The sequence below is a fragment of the Duganella sp. CF517 genome (assembly GCF_900110275.1).
Taxonomy (GTDB): domain Bacteria; phylum Pseudomonadota; class Gammaproteobacteria; order Burkholderiales; family Burkholderiaceae_D; genus Rugamonas.
The window spans coordinates 541480-563331 of record NZ_FODC01000002.1 but is presented as its reverse complement, the minus strand read 5'-3'; the positions used below and the strand labels follow the sequence as shown (position 1 = coordinate 563331).

The following is a 21852-nucleotide window of genomic DNA, read 5'->3' as shown; positions in this document are numbered from 1 at the left end:
ACCATGAACGATTTCAAGAAACTGCACGACGGTAGCAAGCTGCTGCACCTGCCCAACGCCTGGGATGCGGGCAGCGCGCGCTTGTTCGAAAGTCTTGGCGCGCCGGCTATCGCCACCACCAGCGCCGGTGTGGCCTGGGCCGCCGGTTACGCCGATGGCGACAATATGCCTGCCGATGTGGCCATCGCGGTCGCCATCAACATGGCGCGGGTGCTGACGGTGCCGCTGTCGGTCGATCTGGAAAACGGCTACTCGGATGACGCGGACCTGGTTGCGCACACCGCGATGAAGCTGGTCGACGCCGGCGTGGCGGGCATCAATCTGGAAGATGGCGGCGGCACGCCGGAGTCGTTGGCCGAGAAGATTGTCGCGATCAAGAAGGCGGTTGCCGCAGCGGGCAAGGAACTCTTCATCAACACCCGTACCGACGTTTATCTGAAAGGACTGGCGCCGGAAGGCGAGCGGGTGGCGGAGGTGTTGAAGCGTGCCGCGATCTACAAGGCGGCTGGAGCCGATGGCCTGTTCGTGCCGGGTATCTGCAATGTCGATGAGATCAAGGCCGTCGTCGCCGGCGCCGGCTTGCCGGTGAACGTGATGGACTGGCCGGGCGTGCCGTCCGCCGATGAGTTGCATAAGCTGGGCGTGTGTCGCCTGAGCGCCGGTTCCGGCATACCGCAGGCCTTGTGGGCCGTCGCCGCCGATATGGCCAAGGGTTTTCTGGCCGCCGGCAGCGCCGGTCCGTTGATGGACAAGGCGATGCCGTATGGTGCGTTGCAGGCGTTATTTATCAAAGCTTAGCGCGTCGCCGGGATCAGCGTTTTTGCGCGGTTATCGAAGCTGTACGCGCCGGCGCCGAACGCCACCACTTGCAGCAAACCACCGGCCATCGCGAAGTTTTTCAGCAGATGGATCATTTGATTCTGGTCTCCCACCGCGTTGTGGAAGGCCAGGCCGGTGACGATCGAGAATGCCGCCAGCCCCGCCGCCACAAGGCGCGTCTTGACTCCCAACACCAGCAGCAGGCCGCCGCCCAATTCGACGCCGATGGCGATCGCCAAGGCCAGCGGCGCGAGAGGTAGGCCGGTCGAGGCGATGTAGCCTATCGTCGCGGCGGGCGCGGCCAGCTTGCCGAAGCCGCTGATGATAAAGATCGCCGCCAGCAGTACGCGGCCGATGACTGGGATGATTGAGGTGTTTGGATTGATGGTGTTCATGTTATTTCCTTTCGAGGTTTAATTTAAGTAGGTTGCTTTGGACAGCACTGCTTACATCAATTTCGCGGAGCGCAACTGCGCGCCGATACGTTCAATTTCGCTTTCGCCCTTGACCAGCGCCGCCTCGCTGGTATGCACCGAGTAGCGGCCGGTCACTAGGTCGTACGGGTGCTTCACGGCAGAACCGAGGACGAATTCGGTGGCGCCTTCGGCGACGAAATCGATCGCCTCGTTCCCGTCGGCGAACACCGCGACCTCCTTGCCGATCGTGGTGCGGCCGGTGCGCAGCGCGCCGCTGGCCACCGATACCCAGGCCACGTCATGGCCGGCCGGCGGCGTATAGGTCCAGCGTTCGCCGTCGCTCAATTTCACATGCAGATAATTGATCGAGGCGCGCGGCCGGATGGCGCTGACGGCGCCGCCGTAACTGCCGATAATCACGCGCGCCGGGCCCACGCTTTGCACTTGTTCGGCCGCCAGGTACTGGCTATGCGCCGGACCGTTTTCATCTTCGGCCGGCAGTGCAAGCCACAGCTGGAAACCGGTCACGCTGCCGCCGGTCACCGGGCCGCCGTCGTGCCACACGCCGCCGCCGGCATTCATCCATTCGACACCGCCTGCCGCGACTTGTCCTTCGCTGCCGGTGGTTTCGCGGTAGCGTATGGCGCCATCCACGACCACGGTCACGGTGGCGATGCCCGAGTGCGGGTGCATCCCCATCATGTGGCCGCTCGTCGATTCCATATCGAACAGGTCGAGGAAGACGAAAGGCTTGATTAGCTGGCCGACGTCGCCAGGGCTCACCAGGCGGGTGATGCCGCCTCTGCTGTGGCCGGCGGTGCGGTGAATCAGATTGCGTTGAGTTGGCTGGTTCATGGTACGGCTCCTTGTTTTGTTTGCGGCACATGTTTGTCAGTGCATGCAATGAATCATAGATATCGCCGATCCATCTGAGAAGCCAATATAATTAGATGTATAGTATTCAAGGAGTAGATACATGCTGGACGCGATGTCGCTGGACCAACTGCGCACCTTTATCGCCGCGGCGGAGGAGGGGAGTTTTTCTGCCGCCGGCCGCAAGCTGCGCCGCGCGCAATCGGTGGTCAGCACCACGCTGGCCAATCTGGAGTTGCAAATCGGTTTCCCGCTGTTCGAACGCACCGGCCGCTATCCACAACTGACGGAGGCGGGCCGGGCGCTGCTGTCGCAGGCACGCCTGGCGGTCGACAGCATGGACGCCTTCAAGGCCCGGGCGCGCACCCTGGCCGAGGGGCTGGAGCCGGAGCTGGTGGTGGCGGTGGATGTGATGTTTCCGATCGAGACGCTGACGGCCGCCGTGCAGGCGTTCCACCAGGCCTATCCCGGCACGCCGCTGCGGCTATATGTGGAGGCGCTGGGCGCGGTGCTGCAGCCTCTGCTGGACGGCAATTGCCGGGTGGCGGTCATCGGCAGCTTGCCGGATATCCCGGATGGCTGCGCATCGGAATTTTTGCTCAGCGTGGCGGCGGTATGCGTGGTCGCGCCCGCCCATCCGCTGGCGGCGATCAAAGGGCCGATCCCGCGCGCGGTCGCCGCCGAACAGGTACAGCTGGTGTTGACGGACCGCTCCAGCCTGACTGCGGGACGCAACTTCGGTGTCATGTCGTCCAAGACCTGGCGCCTCGGCGACCTCGGCGCCAAGCACGCCTTCCTGCGCGCGGGCTTGGGCTGGGGCTACATGCCGCTGCACATGGTGCAGGAAGAGCTGCGCGACGGCAAGCTGGTCGAGATCCGCCTTGAGGGGCAGCCCTCGATCGGCTCCGGATTCTCCATGCACGCGCTGCACATGAAGGAGTTCCCGCCCGGCCCCGCCGGCCGATGGTTCGTCAACCAGCTCAAGCTGTAGTCGTCCCGCTTAGGACATGTGGCCGTCGGCCGCGCCCGCCGAGCCGATCTCGACAGCCAGCGCCTCCAGGCGATCGATGCGGCGGTCGCACAGCTTGCCTAATCCTCCAGAACACATGCGCGGCACTTCAACCCGCGTTGTAGCGAAATAGAAACATTCTCAGCGCCGTGCCATTAACGCGAAACGCGCAGTTTTCACTTTTTCCAAACGGACAAATTTGCGCTTCAGTACGAATACTTCCTCATAGGGATGTCGCTACTTTTAATCGTCTTCTGAAACTTTTTGTTACAGTTTCTTGTCGGAATATCACATATTTCCACAGAAACTTGGTTACATTTTCCTTACAAAATAGTTTCATGCAAGCTTTGACAGTCGAGTCCGCCAAACAACAGAATCGCCTTACACCCACTTAAGAAAACATTAATTCTGATGTGCTTCGTAGCGGCGGCCGGCCAACCGCAGGCCGCCGAAAAGTGGGTGTGGTGTTAGCGCTATCTCTCTAACTGTCTGATAAAAAGGAAGACTCATGACTTTGAATAAAGCAATGATGGCATTGACGTTGTCGCTCGCCGGCGGCTTGGCGACGGCCGCGCCGGGCTCCTCGTTCGTCGATTTTTCCAATGGGGCGCAAGGGTGGGAAGGCATGCAGCCGGCCAATGGCGTCGGCGGCTCCGGCATCAATCCCAACCTGGGCAACGGGGCGCCGGCCTTGCACACGGTGATGGAAAACTTCGGTATCAGCTTCAGCAACAGCACCAACCAGTCCTACCTGGGCGATTATGGCAAACTTGGTAGCGTCACCATCGGCCTGGACGTCATTGCCAACTCGATTCGGTTCTTCGGCCAGGAAGTCTCGCGCAACATGGTGGTCGAACTGCGCGACTATGGCAACACGCCGCAGGGCATGCCGTACACCAGCGTTTGGTATGACCTGGGCACCATCGACTACACCAAGGGCTGGCAGCATTTGTCTGTAACTATCGGTGATACGACGTCGACCGCTCTGCCGACCGGTTGGGGCGGTTACGGGTCGTCCGACGATGCCGGCGGTCCCGGCCTGCCGCCAGGCCGCAGCTTCGCCGACGTGCTGTCCGGCGTCGACGAATTGGTCTTCACCACCTACGTCCCCGGCTATATGTACGGTTTCACGGACTTCGATGTCGCGGTCGACAATATCTCCGTCAGCGCCGTGCCGGAGCCATCGACCTACGCGATGATGCTGGGCGGCCTGGGCATGGTCGGCTGGATGAAGCGCCGCAAGTCGCGCGCCGCTTCGGCGACAAAAGCGGCCTGAGCGCCGAGGCGTAGTTGAGCGAGTCGGAGAGTGGGGCCCCGCTTTCCGATTGCACGATTCTACAGGCCCATTGCCGGCCCCAACGGCACACGCCACGTTTACCCCTTGCGCGACTGACAATCGGTCACTAAAATGCGAATGATTCTCATTTATTGAGGAAATATAGAATATCAGCCAGGCGCAGCGCTCTCCCAGCCAGATAACAATCCGCCGTTATACAAAGGGAGTGGTAATGCGATCAAAGAAGTTAGAGGCCGGTGTACGGAATAGTTTTGGCCGGCGTGTCGATGCGGCATGGCGTCCGCGCGTGATGTCGATGGCCGTTGCCGGGGCGCTTGCGTTGTTGGGCGTCAACCCCGTGCACGCGGATGATAAGCCGGCCGAAGCGGCCGCGGCCGATGCTGCGCCGATACCGACCGTGCAGATCACGGGTCAGGCGGGGCCGGGCGACACCACCGAAGGCACCGGCTCGTATACGACCCGCAGCATGAACACGGCCACCCGGCTGAACATGTCGGTGCGCGAGACGCCGCAGTCGATCAGCGTGGTGACCCGCCAGCAGATGGACGACCTGAACCTGCAATCGGTCGATCAAATCGTCAACATCACCCCGGGCCTGTCGCTCAACCGGAACGGCACCGACCGCAACAGTATTTATTCGCGCGGCTTCGCCATCTCCAACTTCACCGAGGACGGCCTGACCATGGCCAGCGAGAGCGACACCCTCGGCTTCGCCACGTTGGCGATGTACGACCGCATCGAAGTGCTGCGCGGCTCGGCCGGCATGGCCATCGGCGCCGGCACCCCGGCCGGCACGCTCAACTTCGTGCGCAAGCGCCCGACCGCCGACACCCGCGTCGCGCTCACCGGCAGCGTCGGCCGCTACAACGATTATCGCGGCGAGGTCGACGTCAGCGGCGCCCTGAACGCCGCCGCCACCCTGCGCGCCCGCGCCGTGCTCGCCTACCAGGACACCGACACCTTCATCTCCAACTACGGCCACAAGCGCAAGCTGGCCTACGTCACGGCCGACGCCGACCTGTCGCGCGACACCACCTTGAGCGTGGGCTTCCACTACAACCAGGAAAAGAACAACGGCTCGACCTGGTACGGCCTGCCGACCTCGCAAACCGGCGCCTTCCTGCCGCTGGACCGTTCGACCAGCAACGCGCCCGACTGGACCACCTGGGACAAGACCAACACCCGCGTCTTCGCCGAGATCGAGCACAAGCTCGGTGGCGGCTGGAAGGCCAGGCTGGCCGGCCAGGCGCTGACCGACGATATGGATTCGGAGGTGGTCGGCATCGGCCGGGTCCGTGGTACCGAGCTGTTCCGCTTCATCGCCGCCGACAATTTCATCTACGACCGCGAGCAGCGCAGCTACGACGCGCAGGCCTCCGGTCCATTCACGTTGCTGGGCCGGCAGCATGAGATCGTGTTCGGCGCCAACTACCGCAACCGCCACACGTCGGACAGGGGGTTGCAGTCGGTGCCCGCGTACGACTACGTTTTCGACCCGGTCAACTGGGACAGCAGCGTGCCGCAGCGTCCTGTGATGAACGATTTTTACTACGGGCAAGCGGTCAAGCTGAAGCAGCAGGCCGTCTACACCACTGCGCGCTTCAGCCTGGCCGATCCGCTGTCGCTGCTGCTGGGAGCGCGCGTGGACTGGTACGACTACGCGTTGCACAACACCTTCACCGGCGCGCGCTCGGGCTACAAGATCGACAATGAAAAGACGCCGTACGTGGGCCTGGTCTACGACGTCAATGGTACGTACTCGCTGTACGGCAGCTGGACCAGCATCTTCAATCCGCAGAGCGCGGTGGACCGCAACGGCGCGCTGCTCGACCCGGTCACCGGCATCAACATGGAGGCCGGCGTCAAGGGCGAGTATTTCGGCGGCGGGCTCAACGCCTCGGCGGCCGTATTCCGCATCAAGCAAAAGAACCTGGCCAACGCCTTGCCGGTGGGGCAGTGCTCGCCCGGCGTGCTGTCGTGTTCGGAATCGACCGGGGAAGTGGAAAGCGAGGGCGTCGAGCTCACCTTGGCCGGCGAACTGGCGCGGGACTGGCAGGCCAGCGCCGGCGTCACCCTCAACTCGGCCAAGTACGCCAAGGCGCAAGGCAGCAACAAGGTCGGCGCGCGCTTCGCCGCCGAACGGCCGACGCGGTTGCTCCGGCTGGCGACCAGCTACCGCCTGCCGGGCAATCTGAACGCCTGGCGCGTGGGCGCGGCCGTGCGCGCGCAGAACCGCATCTTCCGCACCAACGTGCCGATCCGGCAGGGCGGCTACGCGATCGTCGACCTGAACGCGGGCTGGCAGGCCACCAAGCGGCTCGACGTGAGCCTGGGCGTGAGCAACCTGTTCGACCGAAGCTACTACCAGAGCATCTCCGCGCTGGACAGCGGCAACGCCTTCGGCGATCCGCTCAGCTACAACGTCACGGCGCGTTACCGGTTTTAATTAGTAGTCTTCGGTGTTCACCGTGCAGGTCAGCGCGGTGACGCCGTCTTCGACGCTGGCGGTCAGCACGCCCAGCTTGGTGGCGCGGCCGTAGCCCTGGCCGTCCTTGCCGCGCTTCAGCTTGGCCGCCTTGACCAATTGCGCCTCCGTCACGCCGGGCAGATAGGCGCGATAGGTGTGCTCGCCGCCATCGCGCATGACAAGCACGCGTTGCGTCGGCAGGCCGAACGGCGTTACCTGCAGCGGCAAATTCACTGCGGATTCCCGGTCCCAGCCCGCGCTCGTCAGCGCCTTTTCGGCGGTCTGGAAACTGCCGTCAAGCCTGGAGCAGGTCAAGGCCGCCTCCAGGATAGGCTTGGCCTTGGTCCACTGGGCCGAAGGCGTCTGGGCTGCGGCTTGGCTGGCCACGATTGCGAGCAGCGTGGCGGCGCCAATCCGCATGAATGCCTGTTTGTTGCGCATGGTTTGTCCTGGGTAGTGGTGGGTAGTGGTGGGTAGGTCGATATGCTAAAAAAACAATGCAAAAATTATAACCCGACCCAGGCGCCGGACGTTGCACGGTTCGGCCCGAATCGCCCCCGTCATCCGTGACAGATGAAATTTTCAGTCGTGACATAATCGTTCCCATTCCCCACAACCGAAGGGCACGGCGTGAGCAAACTCTTTTCCACTTTTAAGATCGGGCCGTTGGAGCTGGCCAACCGCATCATCATCGCGCCGATGTGCCAGTACTCGGCCGAGCAGGGCAGCGCCACCGACTGGCATTTGATTCATCTGGGCAGCTTGGCGCTTTCCGGCGCCGGCCTGCTGATCCTCGAGGCCACCGCCGTCTCGCCCGAGGCGCGCATCTCGCCGGCCGACCTGGGCTTGTACTCCGACGAAAACGAGCAAGCGCTGGCCCGCGTGCTCCAGGCGGTCCGCCAGCACTCCGACATGCCCATCGGCATCCAGCTCGGGCACGCCGGACGCAAGGCTTCGTGCGCCGCGCCATGGGACGGCGGCGCGCAAGTGGCGGCGGACGCGGGCGGCTGGACCACCGAGGCGCCGTCCGCGGTGCCGTACGCCGAAACGGACCGTCCACCCGTGGCGCTGGACGATGCCGGCCTGGCGCGCGTGCGCGAAGCGTTCGCGCAGACCGCGCGCCGCGCCGCCAGGCTGGGCCTGGACATGGTCGAGGTGCACGCCGCGCATGGTTATCTGCTGCACCAGTTCCTGTCGCCGCTATCCAACCAGCGCACCGATCAGTACGGCGGCTCGCTGGAAAACCGCATGCGCTTCCCGCTGGAGGTGTTCGACGCCGTGCGCGCCGCCTTCCCGGCCGACAAGCCGGTCGGCGTGCGCATCTCGGCCACCGATTGGGTCGAGGGTGGCTGGGACCTGGCGCAAAGCGTGGCGTTCTCCAGGGCGCTGGCGGCGCGCGGCAGCGCCTACGTGCACGTGTCGAGCGGCGGCTTGTCGGCGCAGCAGAAGATCGACGTGGGACCGGGCTACCAGCTGCCGTTCGCGCAGGAGATCAAGCGCCACGTCGAGGTGCCGGTCATCGGCGTCGGCATGATCACCACGCCGGAACAGGCCGAGACGGCGATCCGCGACGGCAGCGCCGACCTGGTGGCGCTGGCGCGCGGCATCCTGTACGACCCGCGCTGGCCGTGGCACGCGGCGGCCACGCTGGGCGCGCAGGTCGAGGCGCCCAGGCAGTACTGGCGTTCGCAGCCCGCCGCGTACAAGAACCTGTTCGCGACCGGAAAGTGAGCCATGGTCGATTTACTCGAAGCCGCCGTCGCCCAGGGCGCGCTTCAGGTAATCGACGAAGGACGTGATGCGCGACGATAGCGCGGTATTGCGGTAGTAGACCGCGTTGATCGGCTGGCGCACCTCGAAGGTTTGCTGCGTCAGCACCTGCTTGAACCGCTTGGCTTTCCTATCCTCGCGGGTCATGAAATCGGACAGGCAAACAATGCCGGCGCCCTCGAGGGCCAGCTGCCGCAAGGTCTCCCCGCTTGACGAACGGATGGTTGGCTGGATGTGCAATGGCTGTCCGTTCTGGTCCGGCAGCGGCCAGTCGTTCAGCGACTCCGGCTGGTTGAAGCCCAACAGCGCATGGCGCGCCAGGTCGGACACCTTCCTCGGCGTGCCATGCGCCGCCAGGTAGTCCGGCGTGGCCAGCACCCGTATCCTGCTGCTGCCGATCGGCGTCGCGTGCAGGGTCGAGTCCTTGAGCGCGCCGATGCGGATGGCGACGTCGGTGCGCCGCTCCAGCAAATCGATGATGCCTTCGTTGCTGTTGAATTCCAGTTGCACCTGCGGATAGCGCTCGCGGTAGCCGCGCACCAGCGGCACCACCACGTGCAGCATGAACGGCGACGCCGCGTCCACGCGCAGCAGGCCGGCCGGCGTGTCGCGCCGCACCGACATCTGCTCCTCGGTCGCCTCCACCGACGCCACGATCTCGCGCACCCGGTCCAGATAGGCCGAACCCTCCTCGGTCAGCTCCATGCGCCGCGTGGTCCGCCGCAGCAAGGTGGTTTGCAGCTTTTCCTCCAGCCTGCCCAGCGTGCGGCTGGCGGCGGAGATGGTCTGGCCCAGCTGTTCGGCGGCGGCCGTGATCGAGCCGTTGTCCACCACGGCCAGGAACAGCTGCATTTCATCGAGAGTCGTCTTCATATTTTACATATTATCAAATATCTTTCCCGGATTCGCGGCTTTTTCCGGGAGAATAAAGCGCGCACACTGGGGTCTTCGATTTATCACGCAAGGAGATCCACATGAGTATTCCATCTTTCGGCGTCGGCACGTTCCGCCTGCAGGGCCAGGTTGTTATCGATTCGGTGCGCACCGCGCTCGAGGTAGGGTATCGCGCCATCGACACCGCGCAAATCTACGGGAACGAAGCCGATGTGGGGCAGGCGATAGGGGAGTCCGGCGTCGCCCGCGACCAGCTGTTCGTCACCACCAAGATCTGGACCGCGAACTACGCCGCCGACAAGCTGATTCCGAGCCTGAAGGACAGCCTCGCCAAGCTGCGCACCGACCATGTCGACCTGACCTTGATCCACTGGCCCGCGCCAGGCAACGGCGTGCCGCTGACGGAATATATGCAAGCGCTGGCCGAAGCCAGGGCGCAAGGGCTGACGGGGCAAATCGGCATCTCCAACTTCAACATCGCGCTGACCCGCGAGGCCATCGCGGCGGTGGGCAAGGAGGCGATCGCCACCAACCAGATCGAATTGAGCCCCTACCTGCAAAGCCGCCAGCTGACGGCCTTCCTGAAAGAGCAGGGCATCCACGTCACCTCGTACATGACGCTCGCTTACGGCAAGGTGCTGAAAGACCCGGTCATCGCCGACATCGCCCGACGTCACGGCGCCACCCCGGCGCAGGTCGCGCTGGCGTGGGCGCTGGGCGAGGGCTATTCGGTGATCCCTTCGTCGACCAAGCGCGAGAACCTGGCGGGCAATCTGCTGGCGCGCGACCTGCATTTGACCGACGAGGACATGGCGCGCATCGCCGCGTTGGAACGCAATGGCCGCGAAGTCAGCCCGGACGGCCTGGCGCCGGCCTGGGATTGAACCTGCCGTTTCAGCCACCGATAACTTTTAAAGGACACACCCATGAATGACCTCAAACACATCGCGCTTGCCGCCGCAGTCACCCTGGTGGCCGGCACCGCCGTCGCAGCCGACTGGTATCCCTCGGCCTATGGTCCCAAGGACGAAATCGGCGCCGCCAACCTGCTGACGCCGGAAGTGGTGCGCCAGGCCGCCACGCTGGTCAAGACCGGCAAGACCTATCCGCTGGCGGTACCGGTCAGCAAAGACTTGTCGGCCTTCCGCCACCGCAGCTTCAAGCTCTACAACATTCAGCCCGGCGAGCAGGCGGGGCTGACGATGGGGCCGAACAAGTTCACCTTCAACGACGAGCTGGCGGTGGCCTGGACCGGCGTCGGCACGCAGCTCAACGGCATCGGCCACATCGGCATCGACAACGTCTACTACAACGGCAACCGCGCGGCCGACTTTGTTACCGTCGAAGGCGTCAAGAAGCTTGGCGTCGAGAAGGTGCCGCCGATGGTCACGCGCGGCGTGGTGCTGGACATGACCAGGCACTATGGCAGGGACGTCGTCCCCGGTGGCACCGAGTTCACCGTGGCCGATTTGCAGGCGGTGCTCAAGCGGCAAGGCATCACTTTGCGCAAAGGCGACGTCGTGCTGTTCAACACCGGCTGGCTGGAACTGATCGGCAAGGACAACAAGCAATTCCTTGAAACGGAACCGGGCATCGGCATGAAAGCGGCGCAGTGGCTGGCCGACCAGGGCATCGTCGCCTTCGGCGGTGACACGTGGGCATCGGAGGTGTATCCGAACAAGAGCGGCGAAGAGTTCCCGGTCAACCAGTTCATGCTGGCCAAGCGCGGCATCTACAACCTGGAGCTGATCGACAGCCGCGCGCTGGTGCGCGACCAGGCCTGGGAATTCATGTTTGTGCTGGGCCAGCCGCTGTACGTTGGCTCGACGCAGGTTAATGTCAATCCGGTGGCGATCCGCTGATCAGGCGGAAACGCGGCAAAAAAGGCGGCGGAAAGAACCACCCATGTGCTGAACATCGAGACGCGTCCGATCCAGCGCGAGCTCTATGATTTCTGCCGCACCAAGCGCGGCGAGTTCACGCCGGAAGGATCGTCGCCGCCGCTGACGACGCATCCGACCTTGAGCAGCAACGGCAAGTTCATGAACTTCTATCCGTTTAACGACATCGAGACGATCTCGGATGGCTGCCGCTGGCGCTGGGCGCCGTCACCGGGGCGATGGCGTCCGGCTCCAACCGCGAGAGCGCGCCTGATGCGACGCCCCACACTACTTTTTTCTTACATGACTATGACGACGGCACTCATGGCGGGCACTGCGGCGCCGGTCTGGCGCCGTCACGCGGCCGTGGCGTGTTTGAGCTGGCGATCGAAATCGGCCGGATCGAAGTAGTCGCGCCAGACGGTGATCTCGCCGTTCTCCACCGTCACCGTGCCCATCACCGGCAAGGTGATGGTGCCGCCGTCCTTGTGGCGGAAAATGTCGATCCGCTCGTTGAGGACGACGTTGCCGGTGGCCGCGATGTGCGTCACCTGCCAGTCGACCAGGAATTCGGTGCCGATGCCGAAGCCGCGATGGAATGCTTCGACGCCGGCGCGGCCGACGATGTCGGGGAAGGGCACGTTGTCGTACAGGACGTCCTCGGACAGCATCGCCAGCGCCTCGTCGATGCGGTTGGCGCTCCAGTGCGCGAAAAAGGTTTCGGCGATGTGCACCGGGTTGTTGGTATGGTTGGTGGTCATGTTCCTCTCCTCAGGCGATCTGGCCGCCGTCGACGTTCAGCGTGGCGCCGGTGATGTAGGCGGCGTCCGGGCCGGCCAGGAAGACGACGGCGGCGGCGATTTCGTCCGGCCGGCCGTAGCGGCCCAGCGCGGCCATGGTTTTCAGCGTCTCGGCGAAGGCGCCGCTATCCGGATTCATTTCGGTGTCGATGGCGCCGGGCTGGATCACGTTGACGGTGATCTGACGGGCGCCGAGGTCGCGCGCCCAGCCCCGGGTATAGGCCGCCACCGCCGCCTTCGAGGCGACATAGTCGGCCACGCCGGCGAAGGCGATGCGGTCGGCGCCGGTGGTGCCGATCGAGACCACGCGGCCGCCGTCGGCCATCAACGGCGCGGCGGCGCGCACGGCGGCGGCCACGCCTTTGACGTTGACGTCGATCTGGCGCTCGAAGCCGGCCAGGTCGGCCTCGGCATCGTCCACCTTGCCGGTGACGAAGACGCCGGCCGAGTTGACCAGGATGTCGAGGCGGCCGAAATGCGCGTGCGCCTGTTTCACCATTGTCGCGACTTCATCGGCCTTGGCCTGGTCGGCGCGGATCGCCAACGCCTGGCCGCCCAGCGCCTCGACTTCGCCGACGACCTGCTTGGCGCGGTCGGGCGAGGCGGCGTAGCTGAAGGCGACCTTGGCGCCGTCGCGCGCCAGGCGTTTGACGATGGCCGCGCCGATGCCGCGCGAACCGCCGGTGACGATGGCGACCTTGCCTTGCAGCGGCAGGTTGGAGAGGGTGTTGTCGGTGGTGGTGTTCATGGCGCTTTTCCTTCAAGTGGTTTGTCGATGGGTCTACTATCCGCTTTTTATTCCCCTCTGATTAGTGCTGAATGGCTTTAAATATCTTCAAGTATTGGTATAAGATGAGGGGATGGAAACTCTCAGCAATCTCGAATGTTTTGTGCGGGCGGCCGAAGCGGCCAGCTTTTCGGAGGCCGCGCGGCGGCTCGGCCTGACGCCGGCGGCGGTCAGCCGCAATGTCGCCATGCTGGAAAAAAACCTGGGCGCGCGCCTGTTCCAGCGCTCCACGCGCCGGCTGCACCTGACCGAGGCCGGCGAGCGCCTGCTGGCCGGCATCGGCTCCAACCTGGACGGCCTGCAGGCGGCGCTGGCCGACGTCTCGACCGAACAGCAGCGGCCGACGGGTATTTTGAAGGTGAGTCTGGCGCCGAACTTCGGCATCGGCTACGTGCTGCCGCAGCTGCCGGCCTTTCTTGAAAGGTATCCCGGCATACGGCCGGAATGGCATCTGGAGAATCGCCAGGTGGACCTGATCGGCGAGGGCTACGATGCCGCCATCGGCGGCGGCTTCCACCTCAATCCCGGCGTGGTGGCGCGCGCGTTGGCGCCGGCGCACCTGGTGGCGGTGGCCGCGCCGTCCTGGCTGGCCGGCCGCGCCGTGCCATCGCACCCGAGCGAGCTGGCGGACGCCGATGCGATAGGCATGCGCTTCCTGCAAAGCGGCCGGTTGCGCGACTGGACCATGCGTAACGGCGCGGGGGAGGAGGCCGGGCTGGAAATGCGCCCGCTGGCGGTGCTGAGCGATCCGCAGGCGGTGTGCGCGGCGGCGGTGATGGGTGTCGGCGTTGCGGTGCTGGCGATGTCGGACGTGCTGGAGGCCGTGCGGCAAGGCGCCTTGGTGCGGCTGCTGCCGGAGTGGTACGTCGATGCCGGCATGATCTCGCTGTACTACCCGAGCCGCACGCAGTTGCCTGCCAAGACGCGCGCCTTTGTCGATTTCGTGGTGGCGGCGTTCGAGCGCGAGGGCTTGGCGCGCAAATTGTCGGCGATGCCGCGCTAGCGGCACCGCCGATGATGCGGCGTGATGCTGCCTTGAACCTCAGCGCGCCAACGTGGCGGTGTCGATCACGAAGCGGTAGCGCACATCGCCCTTGAGCATACGCTCATAGGATTCGTTGATCTGGTCGGCCCGTACCAGTTCGATGTCGGCGACGATGCCATGCTCGGCGCAGAAGTCCAGCATCTCCTGTGTTTCCGGTATCCCGCCGATCATCGAGCCGGCGATCGAGCGCCGCTTCATGATCAGGTTGAAGACGTTGGGCGACGGATGCGGCGTCGCCGGCGCGCCCACCAGGGCCATGGTGCCGTCGCGCTTGAGCAGCACCAGCAGGGCGTCGAGGTCGTGCGGCGCCGCCACCGTGTTGAGGATGAAGTCGAAGCTCTTGGCGTGGGCCGCCATCTCGTCGGCGTTCTTCGAGACCACCACTTCGTCCGCGCCCAGTTGGACCGCCGCCTCGCGCTTGGCGTCGGAGGTGGTGAAGGCCACCACGTGGGCCCCCATCGCGTGGGCCAGCTTGATGCCCATGTGGCCGAGGCCACCGATGCCGACCACGCCCACTTTCTTGCCCGGACCGGCGTTCCAGTGGCGCAGCGGCGAGTAGGTGGTGATGCCGGCGCACAGCAGCGGGGCGACGGCGGCCAGTTGTTCCTCCGGATGGCGCACCTTGAGCACGTAGCGCTCGTGCACGACGATTTTTTCCGAGTAGCCGCCCAGCGTCCAACCCGGCGCGTCCGGCGTGGGGGCGTTGTAGGTGCCCACCATGCCGTCACAATAATTTTCCAGGCCGTCGTCGCACTCGGCGCAATGCTGGCAGCTGTCGACCAGGCAGCCGACGCCGACCAGGTCGCCGACGTTGTGGCCCGTGACGTGGGCGCCGACCGCCGACACGCGGCCGACGATCTCGTGGCCCGGCACGCACGGATACTGCGTGCCGGCCCATTCGGAGCGCACCTGGTGCAGGTCCGAGTGGCAGATGCCGCAGAAGGCGATGTCGATCAGGACATCGTGGGCGCCCGGCGCGCGGCGGGTGATGGCCAGCGATTCGAGCGGCTTGTCGGCGGCGTGGGCGCCGTAGGCTTGTACTTGCATGGTGGGGCTCCTTGGTGCGTTTGAACAGATGGACATTTTCCATGTCTGGACGTCCGAATCGTTAGCCCGTTCCGCCGCAATTCTTGCCCGATCCAGCGGCGGCGCGGTCTTTCGGTAGTCGGCGCCCGCCCCGGCGAGCTAAAATTCGTACAGGAGGAAGTGAGCGGAAATGAGATCGACAGACGACAAGGCGGCGCCGCGCGGCGCGCATCAGCGGGCGCTGGCCAGCATCATTGAAAACCGGTTGAGCGCAACCGGCGACTATGAGACGGCGATTCCGCACCTGCGCTTTTTCCGGCGCGACGAGCCCGCGCCGCCGACGGTGTGCATGGTGGAGCCGTGCATCGTGTTCGTCGCGCAGGGGGCCAAGCGCTTGTGGGTCGGCGGCGAAGGGTATTTGTACGACAGTTCGCGGCTGCTGGTGACGTCGCTCGATTTGCCCGGCGGCTCGGAGGTGCTCACGGCCAGCGCGGCGCAGCCTTGCGTGGGGCTGATGCTCAAGCTCGACATGCGCGCGCTGGCGGAACTGATCGCGATGGGCGGCCTGCCGGCGCTCGACGGGACGGCAGCCGGCGCCGGCGCCGGCATAGGCATCGGCGCGGCAACGGACGATATCCTGGCGCCGCTGGAGCGGTTGCTGGCGTTGCTGGACGATCCGGCGGCCATACCCGTCATCGCGCCGTTGATCCAGCGCGAGATCTACTACCGGCTGCTGCGGGGCGACCAGGCGGCGCGCCTGCGGCGGATCACGGCGGTCGACAGCCAGGGACACCGGATCACGAAGGCCATCGATTGGCTCAAATCGAATTTCACGCAGTCGCTGCGCGTCGAGGAATTGGCGGCGCGGGTGCAAATGAGCGCGACCACGTTCCACCAGCATTTTCGGCAATTGACCGCGATGAGTCCCTTGCAGTACCAGAAGTGGTTGCGGTTGAACGAGGCCAAGCGCCTGATGCTCAGCGAGCACCTGGACGCCGCCAGCGCCGCCTACAAGGTGGGCTACGAAAGCCCGTCGCAGTTCAGCCGCGAGTACAGCCGGCTGTATGGACTATCGCCCAAGCGCGACATCATGGAGATGCGCGGCCGGGCCGCCGAGGGGAGCTAACCCCTGGGCGGCCAGGCTTCACGCCACCTTTGGCAGTTCGCCGATCAACTTGTCGAGCGTGATCGGATACTCGCGCACACGTATGCCGGTGGCGTTGTACACCGCGTTGGCGATGGCCGCCGCCACGCCGCTGATCCCCAGCTCGCCCACGCCCTTGGCCTTCAGCGGGCCGGCGGTGGCGTCGGCCTCGTCGAGGAAGATCACATCCAGGTGCGGAATGTCGGCGTGCACCGGCACTTCGTATCCGGCCAGGTCATGGTTGACGAAGTAGCCGGCACGCTTGTCGACCACCATGTCCTCCATCAGCGCGGCGCCGGCGCCCATCGTCATGCCGCCGATGATCTGGCTGCGCGCCGTCTTCGGATTGATGATGCGCCCCGCCGCGCACACGGCCAGCATGCGGCGGATGCGGATCTCGCCGGTGTACGCGTCCACCGCCACCTCGGCGAAGTGCGCGCCGAAGGTCTGCTGGGCGAAGCGCGTGGCCAGGTCGCCGTATTCCATCTTGTCTTCCCCGATTAGTTCGCGCTCGCGCGCGGCCGATTGCAGGGCCACGCTGCGCCCGCCCCATGTGACCTGGCCTTGCGCGAACGTGGCGTCGGCCACGTTGAAGCCGAGCTGCCTGGCCACCGCCTCCCGCAGCTGGACGCAGGCGGCGTACACGCCGGCCGTCGACGAGGCCGCGCCCCACTGGCCGCCGGAACCGGCCGACTCCGGAAAGCGCGAGTCGCCCAGGCGCACCACCACCTGGTCGAGCGCCACGCCCATCATCTCGGCGGCGGTCTGCGCGATGATCGTATAGCTGCCGGTGCCGATGTCGGTCATGTCGGTTTCCACCGTCACCACGCCGCGCTTGTCCAGGCGCACGCGCGCGCCCGAGGCCATGACCGGCGCGCCACGGATGGCGGCGGCCACGCCGTAGCCGGTCAGCCAGCGTCCGTCGCGCCGGCCGGCCGGACGCTCGGGACGCCGGCTCCAGCCGAAACGCTGCGCGCCGGTCTGCAGGCAGGCGATCAGCTGCCGCTGCGAGAATGGCCGCTTGGGGTCTTCCGGATCGACCTGCGTATCGTTGCGGACCCTGAAGGCGATCGGGTCGAGGTTCAGCTTCTCGGCCAGTTCGTCCATGGCGATTTCCAGCGCCATCATGCCCGGCGCTTCGCCCGGCGCGCGCATGGCGCTGCCTTCGGCCAGGTCCAGCTGCGCCAGTTTCAGTTTGGTCATGCGGTTGGCGCCCGCGTACAGCAGGCGGGTCGGAGCGGTGGCCGCCTCCGGGCGTCCGCCGGCGATGTTGCCCGACCAGCTCTCGTGGCCGATGGCGACGATGTCGCCCGCCGCCGTGGCGCCGATGCGGATGCGCTGTATCGTCGCCGGCCGGTGCGTGACATTGTTGAACATCAGCGGCCGTTGCAGCGCCACCTTGACCGGGCGTTGGGCGGCGCGCGCGCCCAGCGCCGCCAGCACGGCGTCGCACAGGATCGTGCCCTTGCCGCCGAAGCCGCCGCCGATGTACGGCGACACCAGGCGGATGTCGTCCACCGCGATGCCGAGCGTCCTGGCCAGGTCGCGCCGGCCCCAGTTGACTTGTTGGATCGCGGTCCAGCAAGTCAGCTGGTCGCCGTTCCAGGCGGCGATGGTGGCGTGCGGCTCCATCATCGCGTGCGCGTGGTCCGGCGTGGTGTAGGTCGCGTCGAGCTTGACCGCCGCGCCGGCGTAGGCGCCGTCGAAATCGCCGATGCCGGTTTGCGCCGGTGGCCTGAATTTGCCCGGCTTCGGCGGCTGCGCGCCGTCCTTCGCGGCCGCCAGGTCGAAGGCGCCGGCGCTGCGCGTGTAGCGCACGTTGATCAGGGCGGCCGCCGCGCGCGCCTGCTCGAAGGTGTCGGCCACCACCAGCGCCACCGCCTGGTGATAATGGTCGACGGCGGGACCGGCCAGCGCGCGGCCGGCATAGAACTCCCCCTTGTCGAGCTTGCCGGCATTGTCGGCGGTGACCACCGCCAGCACGCCCGGCGCGGCCCTCGCGCGGGCCGTGTCGATGCTGTCGATGCGGCCCTTGGCGATGGCCGCGCCCAGCACGTAGCCGTAGGCCGCGCCGGGCGCCGCGGCGTGCTGCTCGTAGGCGTAGGAGGCGCCGCCGGTGACCTTGAGCAGGCCGTCGACGCGGTCGACCGGTTTGCCGACCACGCGCAACTGGTCGATGGGATTGGTGGTGGCGGGTTTATCGAATTTCATGACTTGGCCTTTCCGCCATCGGCGAGGATCGATTGCAGCGCGCGTTCGGCCAGGGCGACCTTGAACGCGTTGTCTTTGGTGGGGGCGGCTTTTCCGAGCAGGGCGGCGATGACCGCGCGCGCGCCTCGGGGCAGGGCGGCGTCGCCGGCCGCGCTGCGCCAGGGCTGGTGCGCCACGCCGCCCAGCGCCACGCGGCCGCCGCCGTCCGGTTGGACGATTGCCGCCACCGACACCAGCGCGAAGGCGTAGGAGGCGCGGTCGCGCACCTTCTGATAGTGGTGGCGTCCGCCGACAGGCGCCGGCAGCACCACCGCCGTAATCAGTTCGCCGGGCAGCAGCGCGTTCTCCAGATGCGGCGTGGCGCCCGGCGGCCGATAGAACTCGGCGATCGGAATCCGTCGGCCGGCGCCGTCGGCGCGCACCGTCTCGACGACGGCGTCGAGCGCGCGCATGCCGACCGCCATGTCGCTGGGATGGGTGGCGATGCAGGCGTCGCTGGCGCCGACCACGGCCAGTTGCCGGCTATAGCCGCCGATCGCCGAGCAGCCGCTGCCGGGCTGGCGCTTGTTGCACGCCTGGTTGGTGTCGTAGAAGTAGGGGCAGCGGGTGCGCTGCAGCAGGTTGCCGGCGGTGGTGGCCTTGTTGCGCAGTTGCGCCGAGGCGCCGGCCAGCAGCGCGCGCGACAGCACCGCGTAGCCGCTGCGCACGGTCGCGTCGGCGGCCAGGTCGGTATTGCGCACCAGCGCGCCCACGCGCAGGCCGCCCTCGGGCGTCGGCTCGATCTTGTCCAGGCCGATGCCGTTGACGTCGATCAGGTGGGCCGGCGCTTCGATTTCCAGCTTCATCAGGTCGAGCAGGTTGGTGCCGCCGGCGATGAAGCGGGCGCCGGGATGGCGCGCCGCCGCTTCCGCGGCCTCGGCCGGTGTGCGGGCGCGCTGATAGGTGAACGTTTTCATGCCTTGCCCTCCGCGACCTCGGTGATCGCTTCGATGATGTTGGAGTAGGCGCCGCAGCGGCAGATATTGCCGCTCATGCGTTCGCGCAGTTCGTCCGCCGTCACCAGGGGAACCGTCGCCAGGCTGGCGCTGACGTGGCTGGGCACGCCGCGCTTGAGCTCATCCAGCGCGCCCACGGCCGAGCAGATCTGCCCAGGCGTGCAGTAGCCGCACTGGAAGCCGTCGTGCTTGACGAAGGCGGCCTGCATCGGATGCAGCGTCGACGGCGTCCCCAGGCCCTCGATCGTGGTGACGCGGTCGCCGTCATGCATCACGGCCAGGGTCAGGCAGGAATTGACGCGGCGGCCGTTGACCAGCACCGTGCAGGCGCCGCACTGGCCGTGGTCGCAGCCCTTCTTGGTGCCGGTCAGGTGCAGATGCTCGCGCAGGGCGTCGAGCAGGGTGACGCGCGTGTCCAGTTCCAGCCGGTGCGTGGTACCGTTCACTTCGAGCGCGGTGGTGGTCATCGAGGGGGCGGCGGCGGGCGCGCCGCGCGCGGCGCCGGGCACCATGGTCGCGGCCACGGCCGTCGAACTGGAGACCAGGAAGGTGCGTCGTGTTACGTCGGGGCCAGTGAGGCTTTTCATGCGCGAACTCCGGTGGTCGGTGGCGAAAACGCGTTCTGGCGTGATTGCCTGATCGCGCAGACCAGTGTGACGCTTCACCGGGCTGAGCGGTATCCCGTTCCTCTGGATTGATTGCCTGATACTCTGGTCGTCGATGTTCCGCTAGCCAGTTGCCACCCGCACTCGGTATCATCGACACGAAAACAGGAGGATCACTTTGGCATCTGGCGCATCAGTGGAAAAACCGGTCGACATGCTGTGCGACGAGCTGGCGCGCAAGTGCGCGCCGTTCGCGTTGTCGAAGGAAAACCCCACCATCATTCCCCAGCTGACCCTGTATCGCCACACGGCCGCCACGCAGCCGCTGCCGATCACCTATACCCCCAGCATCGCGCTGGTGGTGCAGGGGAGCAAGCATGTGCATCTGGGGACCCACACCTTCATCTACGACCGCTCGCGGTTCTTGCTGACCTCGATCGAGCTGCCGGTGACCAGCCAGGTGATGGAGGCCAGCGAGGCGCTGCCGTACATGTGTCTGCGACTGGGGCTGGACATGCGGCTGGTGGCCGAGGTGATCGCCGGCGCCGAGCCCGCCGCCGGAGCAGGCGGCGATTCGTTCGGCATGGAAACCGGCGCGGCGACCGCCGACATCATCGGCGCCTTCGGCAGGCTGGTCGACGCGCTGCATACGCCGGGCGACGCGCGTTTCCTCGGTGACCTGTTGCAACGGGAAATCATCTACCGGGTCTTGCAAAGCGAGGCGGGCAGCCGGCTGCGCGCGATCGCCACCAACGGCGACCACAGCCACCGGACCGCCAAGGCGGTGGCCTGGGTCCGCGCCAACTTCACCAAGGCGTTGCGGGTGGAAAACCTGGCGGCGGTGGCCGGCATGGGGGTATCGACCTTGCACCATCATTTCCGCCGGTTGACGTCGATGAGTCCGCTGCAATATCAAAAGCAGCTGCGCTTGCAGGAAGCGCGCCGCCGCATGCTGACCGACGGCCTGGACGCGGCCAGCGCCGCTTTCGAGGTCGGCTACGAAAGCGCCAGCCAGTTCAACCGGGAATACAGCCGCGTGTTCGGGCTGTCGCCGATGCGCGATGTGCGCGCGCTGCGCGACCAGGGTGGCGCGCTGTAGGGGCGGCGGCCGGCGTCGTCAGGCGCAATCGGAGCGGTGGCAATGCAGCTTGGCCCGGGTATGCCATTCCTTGACCAATTGCCGGCGGCTGTCCTCGTAGCGCTCGTCGAGGAAGTCCGCCTTCACGACGCGCGCGGCGTGGAACATGTGGAAGTCGCCCAGCGACTCGCACCAGGCGGCGATGAAGCGTTGCGTGTCGATGAAACCGAGGATGATGGGCCTTGTCGATCAAACTGCCCCAGGTCGTCATGCCCGGCGTGCCGAGGCAGGCGGCGTCCGCGAACGAGACGCCGTCTGGCTTCTTGGCCACGAATTTCGCGTTGGTGACCAGCGCCTGGCCCAGCGCGCCGCTTTCCTTGAAGCGCGCCAAGCCGAACACGGCGTCGCCGGGCTGCAGGCGCGCCACCTCCGGACCGACGGCGATGACGGTGCCCGAAAAGTCGAAGCCCATGGCGCGCGGGAATTTTTGTCCTGTCATCATCTTCATCACGCCCTGGCGCAGTTTCCAGTCGATCGGGTTGATCGCTGCGAACTGGACCCGTACCGCCACTTCACCCCTGCCCGGCGTATCCAGGTCGAAGTGTTCAAGCCGCATCAGCTCCGGGCCGCCGTACTGGTGATACTGAAGTCGTTTCATCGTGCTCATGCTGGATTCTCTTGGTGAATGTAAAGAAATCCAGTGTAGAGCGACATGGTGCCAGATTATGGCACCATG

Annotated in this window: 21 protein-coding genes; 10 read left to right on the top strand and 11 right to left on the bottom strand. The window is 65.9% G+C overall.

Going from position 1 to position 21852, the window contains the following annotated elements; all coding sequences use genetic code 11:
* Positions 1 to 3 precede the first annotated feature (3 nt).
* Complete coding sequence (locus BMX85_RS09485; protein ID WP_090316288.1) at positions 4 to 798, top strand: isocitrate lyase/PEP mutase family protein; 795 nt, start codon at positions 4 to 6, stop codon at positions 796 to 798.
* On the opposite strand, the gene BMX85_RS09480 is transcribed toward BMX85_RS09485, so the two are convergent.
* On the bottom strand, positions 795 to 1214 hold the full coding sequence (locus BMX85_RS09480) for a DoxX family protein (RefSeq protein WP_090316285.1): 420 nt from the start codon (positions 1212 to 1214) through the stop codon (positions 795 to 797). The genes BMX85_RS09485 and BMX85_RS09480 overlap by 4 nt on opposite strands.
* 51 nt (positions 1215 to 1265) lie before the next feature.
* Positions 1266 to 2090, bottom strand: a complete 825-nt coding sequence (locus BMX85_RS09475) for a pirin family protein (protein WP_090316282.1) — start codon at positions 2088 to 2090, stop codon at positions 1266 to 1268.
* A gap of 121 nt (positions 2091 to 2211) precedes the next feature.
* Here BMX85_RS09475 and BMX85_RS09470 point away from each other — a divergent pair, with 121 nt between their 5' ends.
* The 3 genes from BMX85_RS09470 (at position 2212) to BMX85_RS09460 (ending at position 6860) form a co-directional block, all read left to right on the top strand.
* The gene (locus BMX85_RS09470; protein WP_090316279.1) at positions 2212 to 3099 is read left to right on the top strand and encodes a LysR family transcriptional regulator; all 888 of its coding nucleotides are present in this window, start codon (positions 2212 to 2214) and stop codon (positions 3097 to 3099) included.
* Positions 3100 to 3625: 526 nt separating this feature from the next.
* A complete protein-coding gene (locus BMX85_RS09465) occupies positions 3626 to 4393 on the top strand; it encodes a PEPxxWA-CTERM sorting domain-containing protein (RefSeq protein ID WP_090316276.1) in 768 nt (255 codons plus the stop codon).
* Positions 4394 to 4751: 358 nt separating this feature from the next.
* Positions 4752 to 6860 (top strand): TonB-dependent siderophore receptor, encoded by a 2109-nt coding sequence (locus BMX85_RS09460; RefSeq protein WP_177196702.1) that lies wholly within the window; start codon positions 4752 to 4754, stop codon positions 6858 to 6860.
* Here the strand turns inward: BMX85_RS09460 and BMX85_RS09455 are convergent, their stop codons facing one another.
* Entirely contained in the window at positions 6861 to 7322 is a 462-nt protein-coding gene (locus BMX85_RS09455) for a hypothetical protein (RefSeq protein ID WP_090316270.1), read from the bottom strand.
* Positions 7323 to 7511: 189 nt separating this feature from the next.
* Here BMX85_RS09455 and BMX85_RS09450 point away from each other — a divergent pair, with 189 nt between their 5' ends.
* Positions 7512 to 8612, top strand: coding sequence for an NADH:flavin oxidoreductase/NADH oxidase (locus tag BMX85_RS09450; protein WP_090316268.1), 1101 nt, complete (start codon positions 7512 to 7514; stop codon positions 8610 to 8612).
* Positions 8613 to 8624: 12 nt separating this feature from the next.
* Here the strand turns inward: BMX85_RS09450 and BMX85_RS09445 are convergent, their stop codons facing one another.
* Positions 8625 to 9524, bottom strand: coding sequence for a LysR family transcriptional regulator (locus BMX85_RS09445; RefSeq protein ID WP_090316265.1), 900 nt, complete (start codon positions 9522 to 9524; stop codon positions 8625 to 8627).
* 101 nt (positions 9525 to 9625) lie between these two features.
* On the opposite strand from BMX85_RS09445, the gene dkgB reads away from it, so the two are divergent.
* The gene (dkgB, locus tag BMX85_RS09440) at positions 9626 to 10429 is read left to right on the top strand and encodes a 2,5-didehydrogluconate reductase DkgB (protein WP_090316262.1); all 804 of its coding nucleotides are present in this window, start codon (positions 9626 to 9628) and stop codon (positions 10427 to 10429) included.
* 42 nt (positions 10430 to 10471) lie between these two features.
* Positions 10472 to 11407: a cyclase family protein gene (locus tag BMX85_RS09435; RefSeq protein WP_090316260.1), complete on the top strand. Its 936-nt coding sequence runs from the start codon at positions 10472 to 10474 to the stop codon at positions 11405 to 11407.
* Between the two features lie 374 nt (positions 11408 to 11781).
* Here BMX85_RS09435 and BMX85_RS09425 read toward each other — a convergent pair whose 3' ends face one another.
* Together BMX85_RS09425 and BMX85_RS09420 are read right to left on the bottom strand one after the other, a co-directional pair.
* Positions 11782 to 12186: a limonene-1,2-epoxide hydrolase family protein gene (locus BMX85_RS09425; protein WP_090316257.1), complete on the bottom strand. Its 405-nt coding sequence runs from the start codon at positions 12184 to 12186 to the stop codon at positions 11782 to 11784.
* A 10-nt stretch (positions 12187 to 12196) separates the two neighbouring features.
* The gene (locus BMX85_RS09420) at positions 12197 to 12973 is read right to left on the bottom strand and encodes an SDR family NAD(P)-dependent oxidoreductase (protein ID WP_090316254.1); all 777 of its coding nucleotides are present in this window, start codon (positions 12971 to 12973) and stop codon (positions 12197 to 12199) included.
* A 112-nt stretch (positions 12974 to 13085) separates the two neighbouring features.
* Here BMX85_RS09420 and BMX85_RS09415 point away from each other — a divergent pair, with 112 nt between their 5' ends.
* Positions 13086 to 14015: a LysR family transcriptional regulator gene (locus tag BMX85_RS09415; protein WP_090316251.1), complete on the top strand. Its 930-nt coding sequence runs from the start codon at positions 13086 to 13088 to the stop codon at positions 14013 to 14015.
* Positions 14016 to 14054: 39 nt separating this feature from the next.
* On the opposite strand, the gene BMX85_RS09410 is transcribed toward BMX85_RS09415, so the two are convergent.
* Positions 14055 to 15104 carry an NAD(P)-dependent alcohol dehydrogenase gene (locus tag BMX85_RS09410; protein WP_090316248.1) on the bottom strand — a complete coding sequence of 350 codons (1050 nt, stop codon included), beginning with the start codon at positions 15102 to 15104 and terminating at the stop codon, positions 14055 to 14057.
* A 169-nt stretch (positions 15105 to 15273) separates the two neighbouring features.
* Here BMX85_RS09410 and BMX85_RS09405 point away from each other — a divergent pair, with 169 nt between their 5' ends.
* Positions 15274 to 16209, top strand: coding sequence for an AraC family transcriptional regulator (locus tag BMX85_RS09405; protein WP_090316245.1), 936 nt, complete (start codon positions 15274 to 15276; stop codon positions 16207 to 16209).
* A gap of 18 nt (positions 16210 to 16227) precedes the next feature.
* Here BMX85_RS09405 and paoC read toward each other — a convergent pair whose 3' ends face one another.
* The 3 genes from paoC to paoA are packed head-to-tail and all read right to left on the bottom strand — an operon-like array spanning position 16228 to position 20020.
* A complete protein-coding gene (paoC, locus tag BMX85_RS09400; protein WP_090316242.1) occupies positions 16228 to 18438 on the bottom strand; it encodes an aldehyde oxidoreductase molybdenum-binding subunit PaoC in 2211 nt (736 codons plus the stop codon).
* On the bottom strand, positions 18435 to 19394 hold the full coding sequence (locus tag BMX85_RS09395) for an FAD binding domain-containing protein (protein ID WP_090316239.1): 960 nt from the start codon (positions 19392 to 19394) through the stop codon (positions 18435 to 18437). The genes paoC and BMX85_RS09395 overlap by 4 nt, the downstream gene beginning before the upstream one ends.
* Positions 19391 to 20020: an aldehyde dehydrogenase iron-sulfur subunit PaoA gene (paoA, locus tag BMX85_RS09390; protein WP_090316236.1), complete on the bottom strand. Its 630-nt coding sequence runs from the start codon at positions 20018 to 20020 to the stop codon at positions 19391 to 19393. The genes BMX85_RS09395 and paoA overlap by 4 nt, the downstream gene beginning before the upstream one ends.
* Before the next feature lie 214 nt (positions 20021 to 20234).
* Between paoA and BMX85_RS09385 the strand changes: the two genes are divergently transcribed.
* Positions 20235 to 21137, top strand: coding sequence for an AraC family transcriptional regulator (locus tag BMX85_RS09385; protein WP_090316234.1), 903 nt, complete (start codon positions 20235 to 20237; stop codon positions 21135 to 21137).
* Here BMX85_RS09385 and BMX85_RS30930 read toward each other — a convergent pair.
* Positions 21055 to 21783, bottom strand: a complete 729-nt coding sequence (locus BMX85_RS30930; RefSeq protein ID WP_229210368.1) for an NAD(P)-dependent alcohol dehydrogenase — start codon at positions 21781 to 21783, stop codon at positions 21055 to 21057. The two genes, BMX85_RS09385 and BMX85_RS30930, sit on opposite strands and share 83 nt — an antisense overlap.
* Positions 21784 to 21852: the final 69 nt, after the last annotated feature.

Coding starts and splice junctions, on each gene's coding strand:
- BMX85_RS09480 (WP_090316285.1), bottom strand. CDS start 1,214: ATGAACACCATCAATCCAAACACCTCAATCATCCCAGTCATCGGCCGC.
- BMX85_RS09445 (WP_090316265.1), bottom strand. CDS start 9,524: ATGAAGACGACTCTCGATGAAATGCAGCTGTTCCTGGCCGTGGTGGAC.
- BMX85_RS09470 (WP_090316279.1), top strand. CDS start 2,212: ATGCTGGACGCGATGTCGCTGGACCAACTGCGCACCTTTATCGCCGCG.
- BMX85_RS30930 (WP_229210368.1), bottom strand. CDS start 21,783: ATGAGCACGATGAAACGACTTCAGTATCACCAGTACGGCGGCCCGGAG.
- BMX85_RS09455 (WP_090316270.1), bottom strand. CDS start 7,322: ATGCGCAACAAACAGGCATTCATGCGGATTGGCGCCGCCACGCTGCTC.
- paoC (WP_090316242.1), bottom strand. CDS start 18,438: ATGAAATTCGATAAACCCGCCACCACCAATCCCATCGACCAGTTGCGC.
- BMX85_RS09465 (WP_090316276.1), top strand. CDS start 3,626: ATGACTTTGAATAAAGCAATGATGGCATTGACGTTGTCGCTCGCCGGC.
- BMX85_RS09420 (WP_090316254.1), bottom strand. CDS start 12,973: ATGAACACCACCACCGACAACACCCTCTCCAACCTGCCGCTGCAAGGC.
- BMX85_RS09425 (WP_090316257.1), bottom strand. CDS start 12,186: ATGACCACCAACCATACCAACAACCCGGTGCACATCGCCGAAACCTTT.
- BMX85_RS09435 (WP_090316260.1), top strand. CDS start 10,472: ATGAATGACCTCAAACACATCGCGCTTGCCGCCGCAGTCACCCTGGTG.
- dkgB (WP_090316262.1), top strand. CDS start 9,626: ATGAGTATTCCATCTTTCGGCGTCGGCACGTTCCGCCTGCAGGGCCAG.
- BMX85_RS09410 (WP_090316248.1), bottom strand. CDS start 15,104: ATGCAAGTACAAGCCTACGGCGCCCACGCCGCCGACAAGCCGCTCGAA.
- BMX85_RS09485 (WP_090316288.1), top strand. CDS start 4: ATGAACGATTTCAAGAAACTGCACGACGGTAGCAAGCTGCTGCACCTG.
- BMX85_RS09475 (WP_090316282.1), bottom strand. CDS start 2,090: ATGAACCAGCCAACTCAACGCAATCTGATTCACCGCACCGCCGGCCAC.
- paoA (WP_090316236.1), bottom strand. CDS start 20,020: ATGAAAAGCCTCACTGGCCCCGACGTAACACGACGCACCTTCCTGGTC.
- BMX85_RS09405 (WP_090316245.1), top strand. CDS start 15,274: ATGAGATCGACAGACGACAAGGCGGCGCCGCGCGGCGCGCATCAGCGG.
- BMX85_RS09395 (WP_090316239.1), bottom strand. CDS start 19,394: ATGAAAACGTTCACCTATCAGCGCGCCCGCACACCGGCCGAGGCCGCG.
- BMX85_RS09415 (WP_090316251.1), top strand. CDS start 13,086: ATGGAAACTCTCAGCAATCTCGAATGTTTTGTGCGGGCGGCCGAAGCG.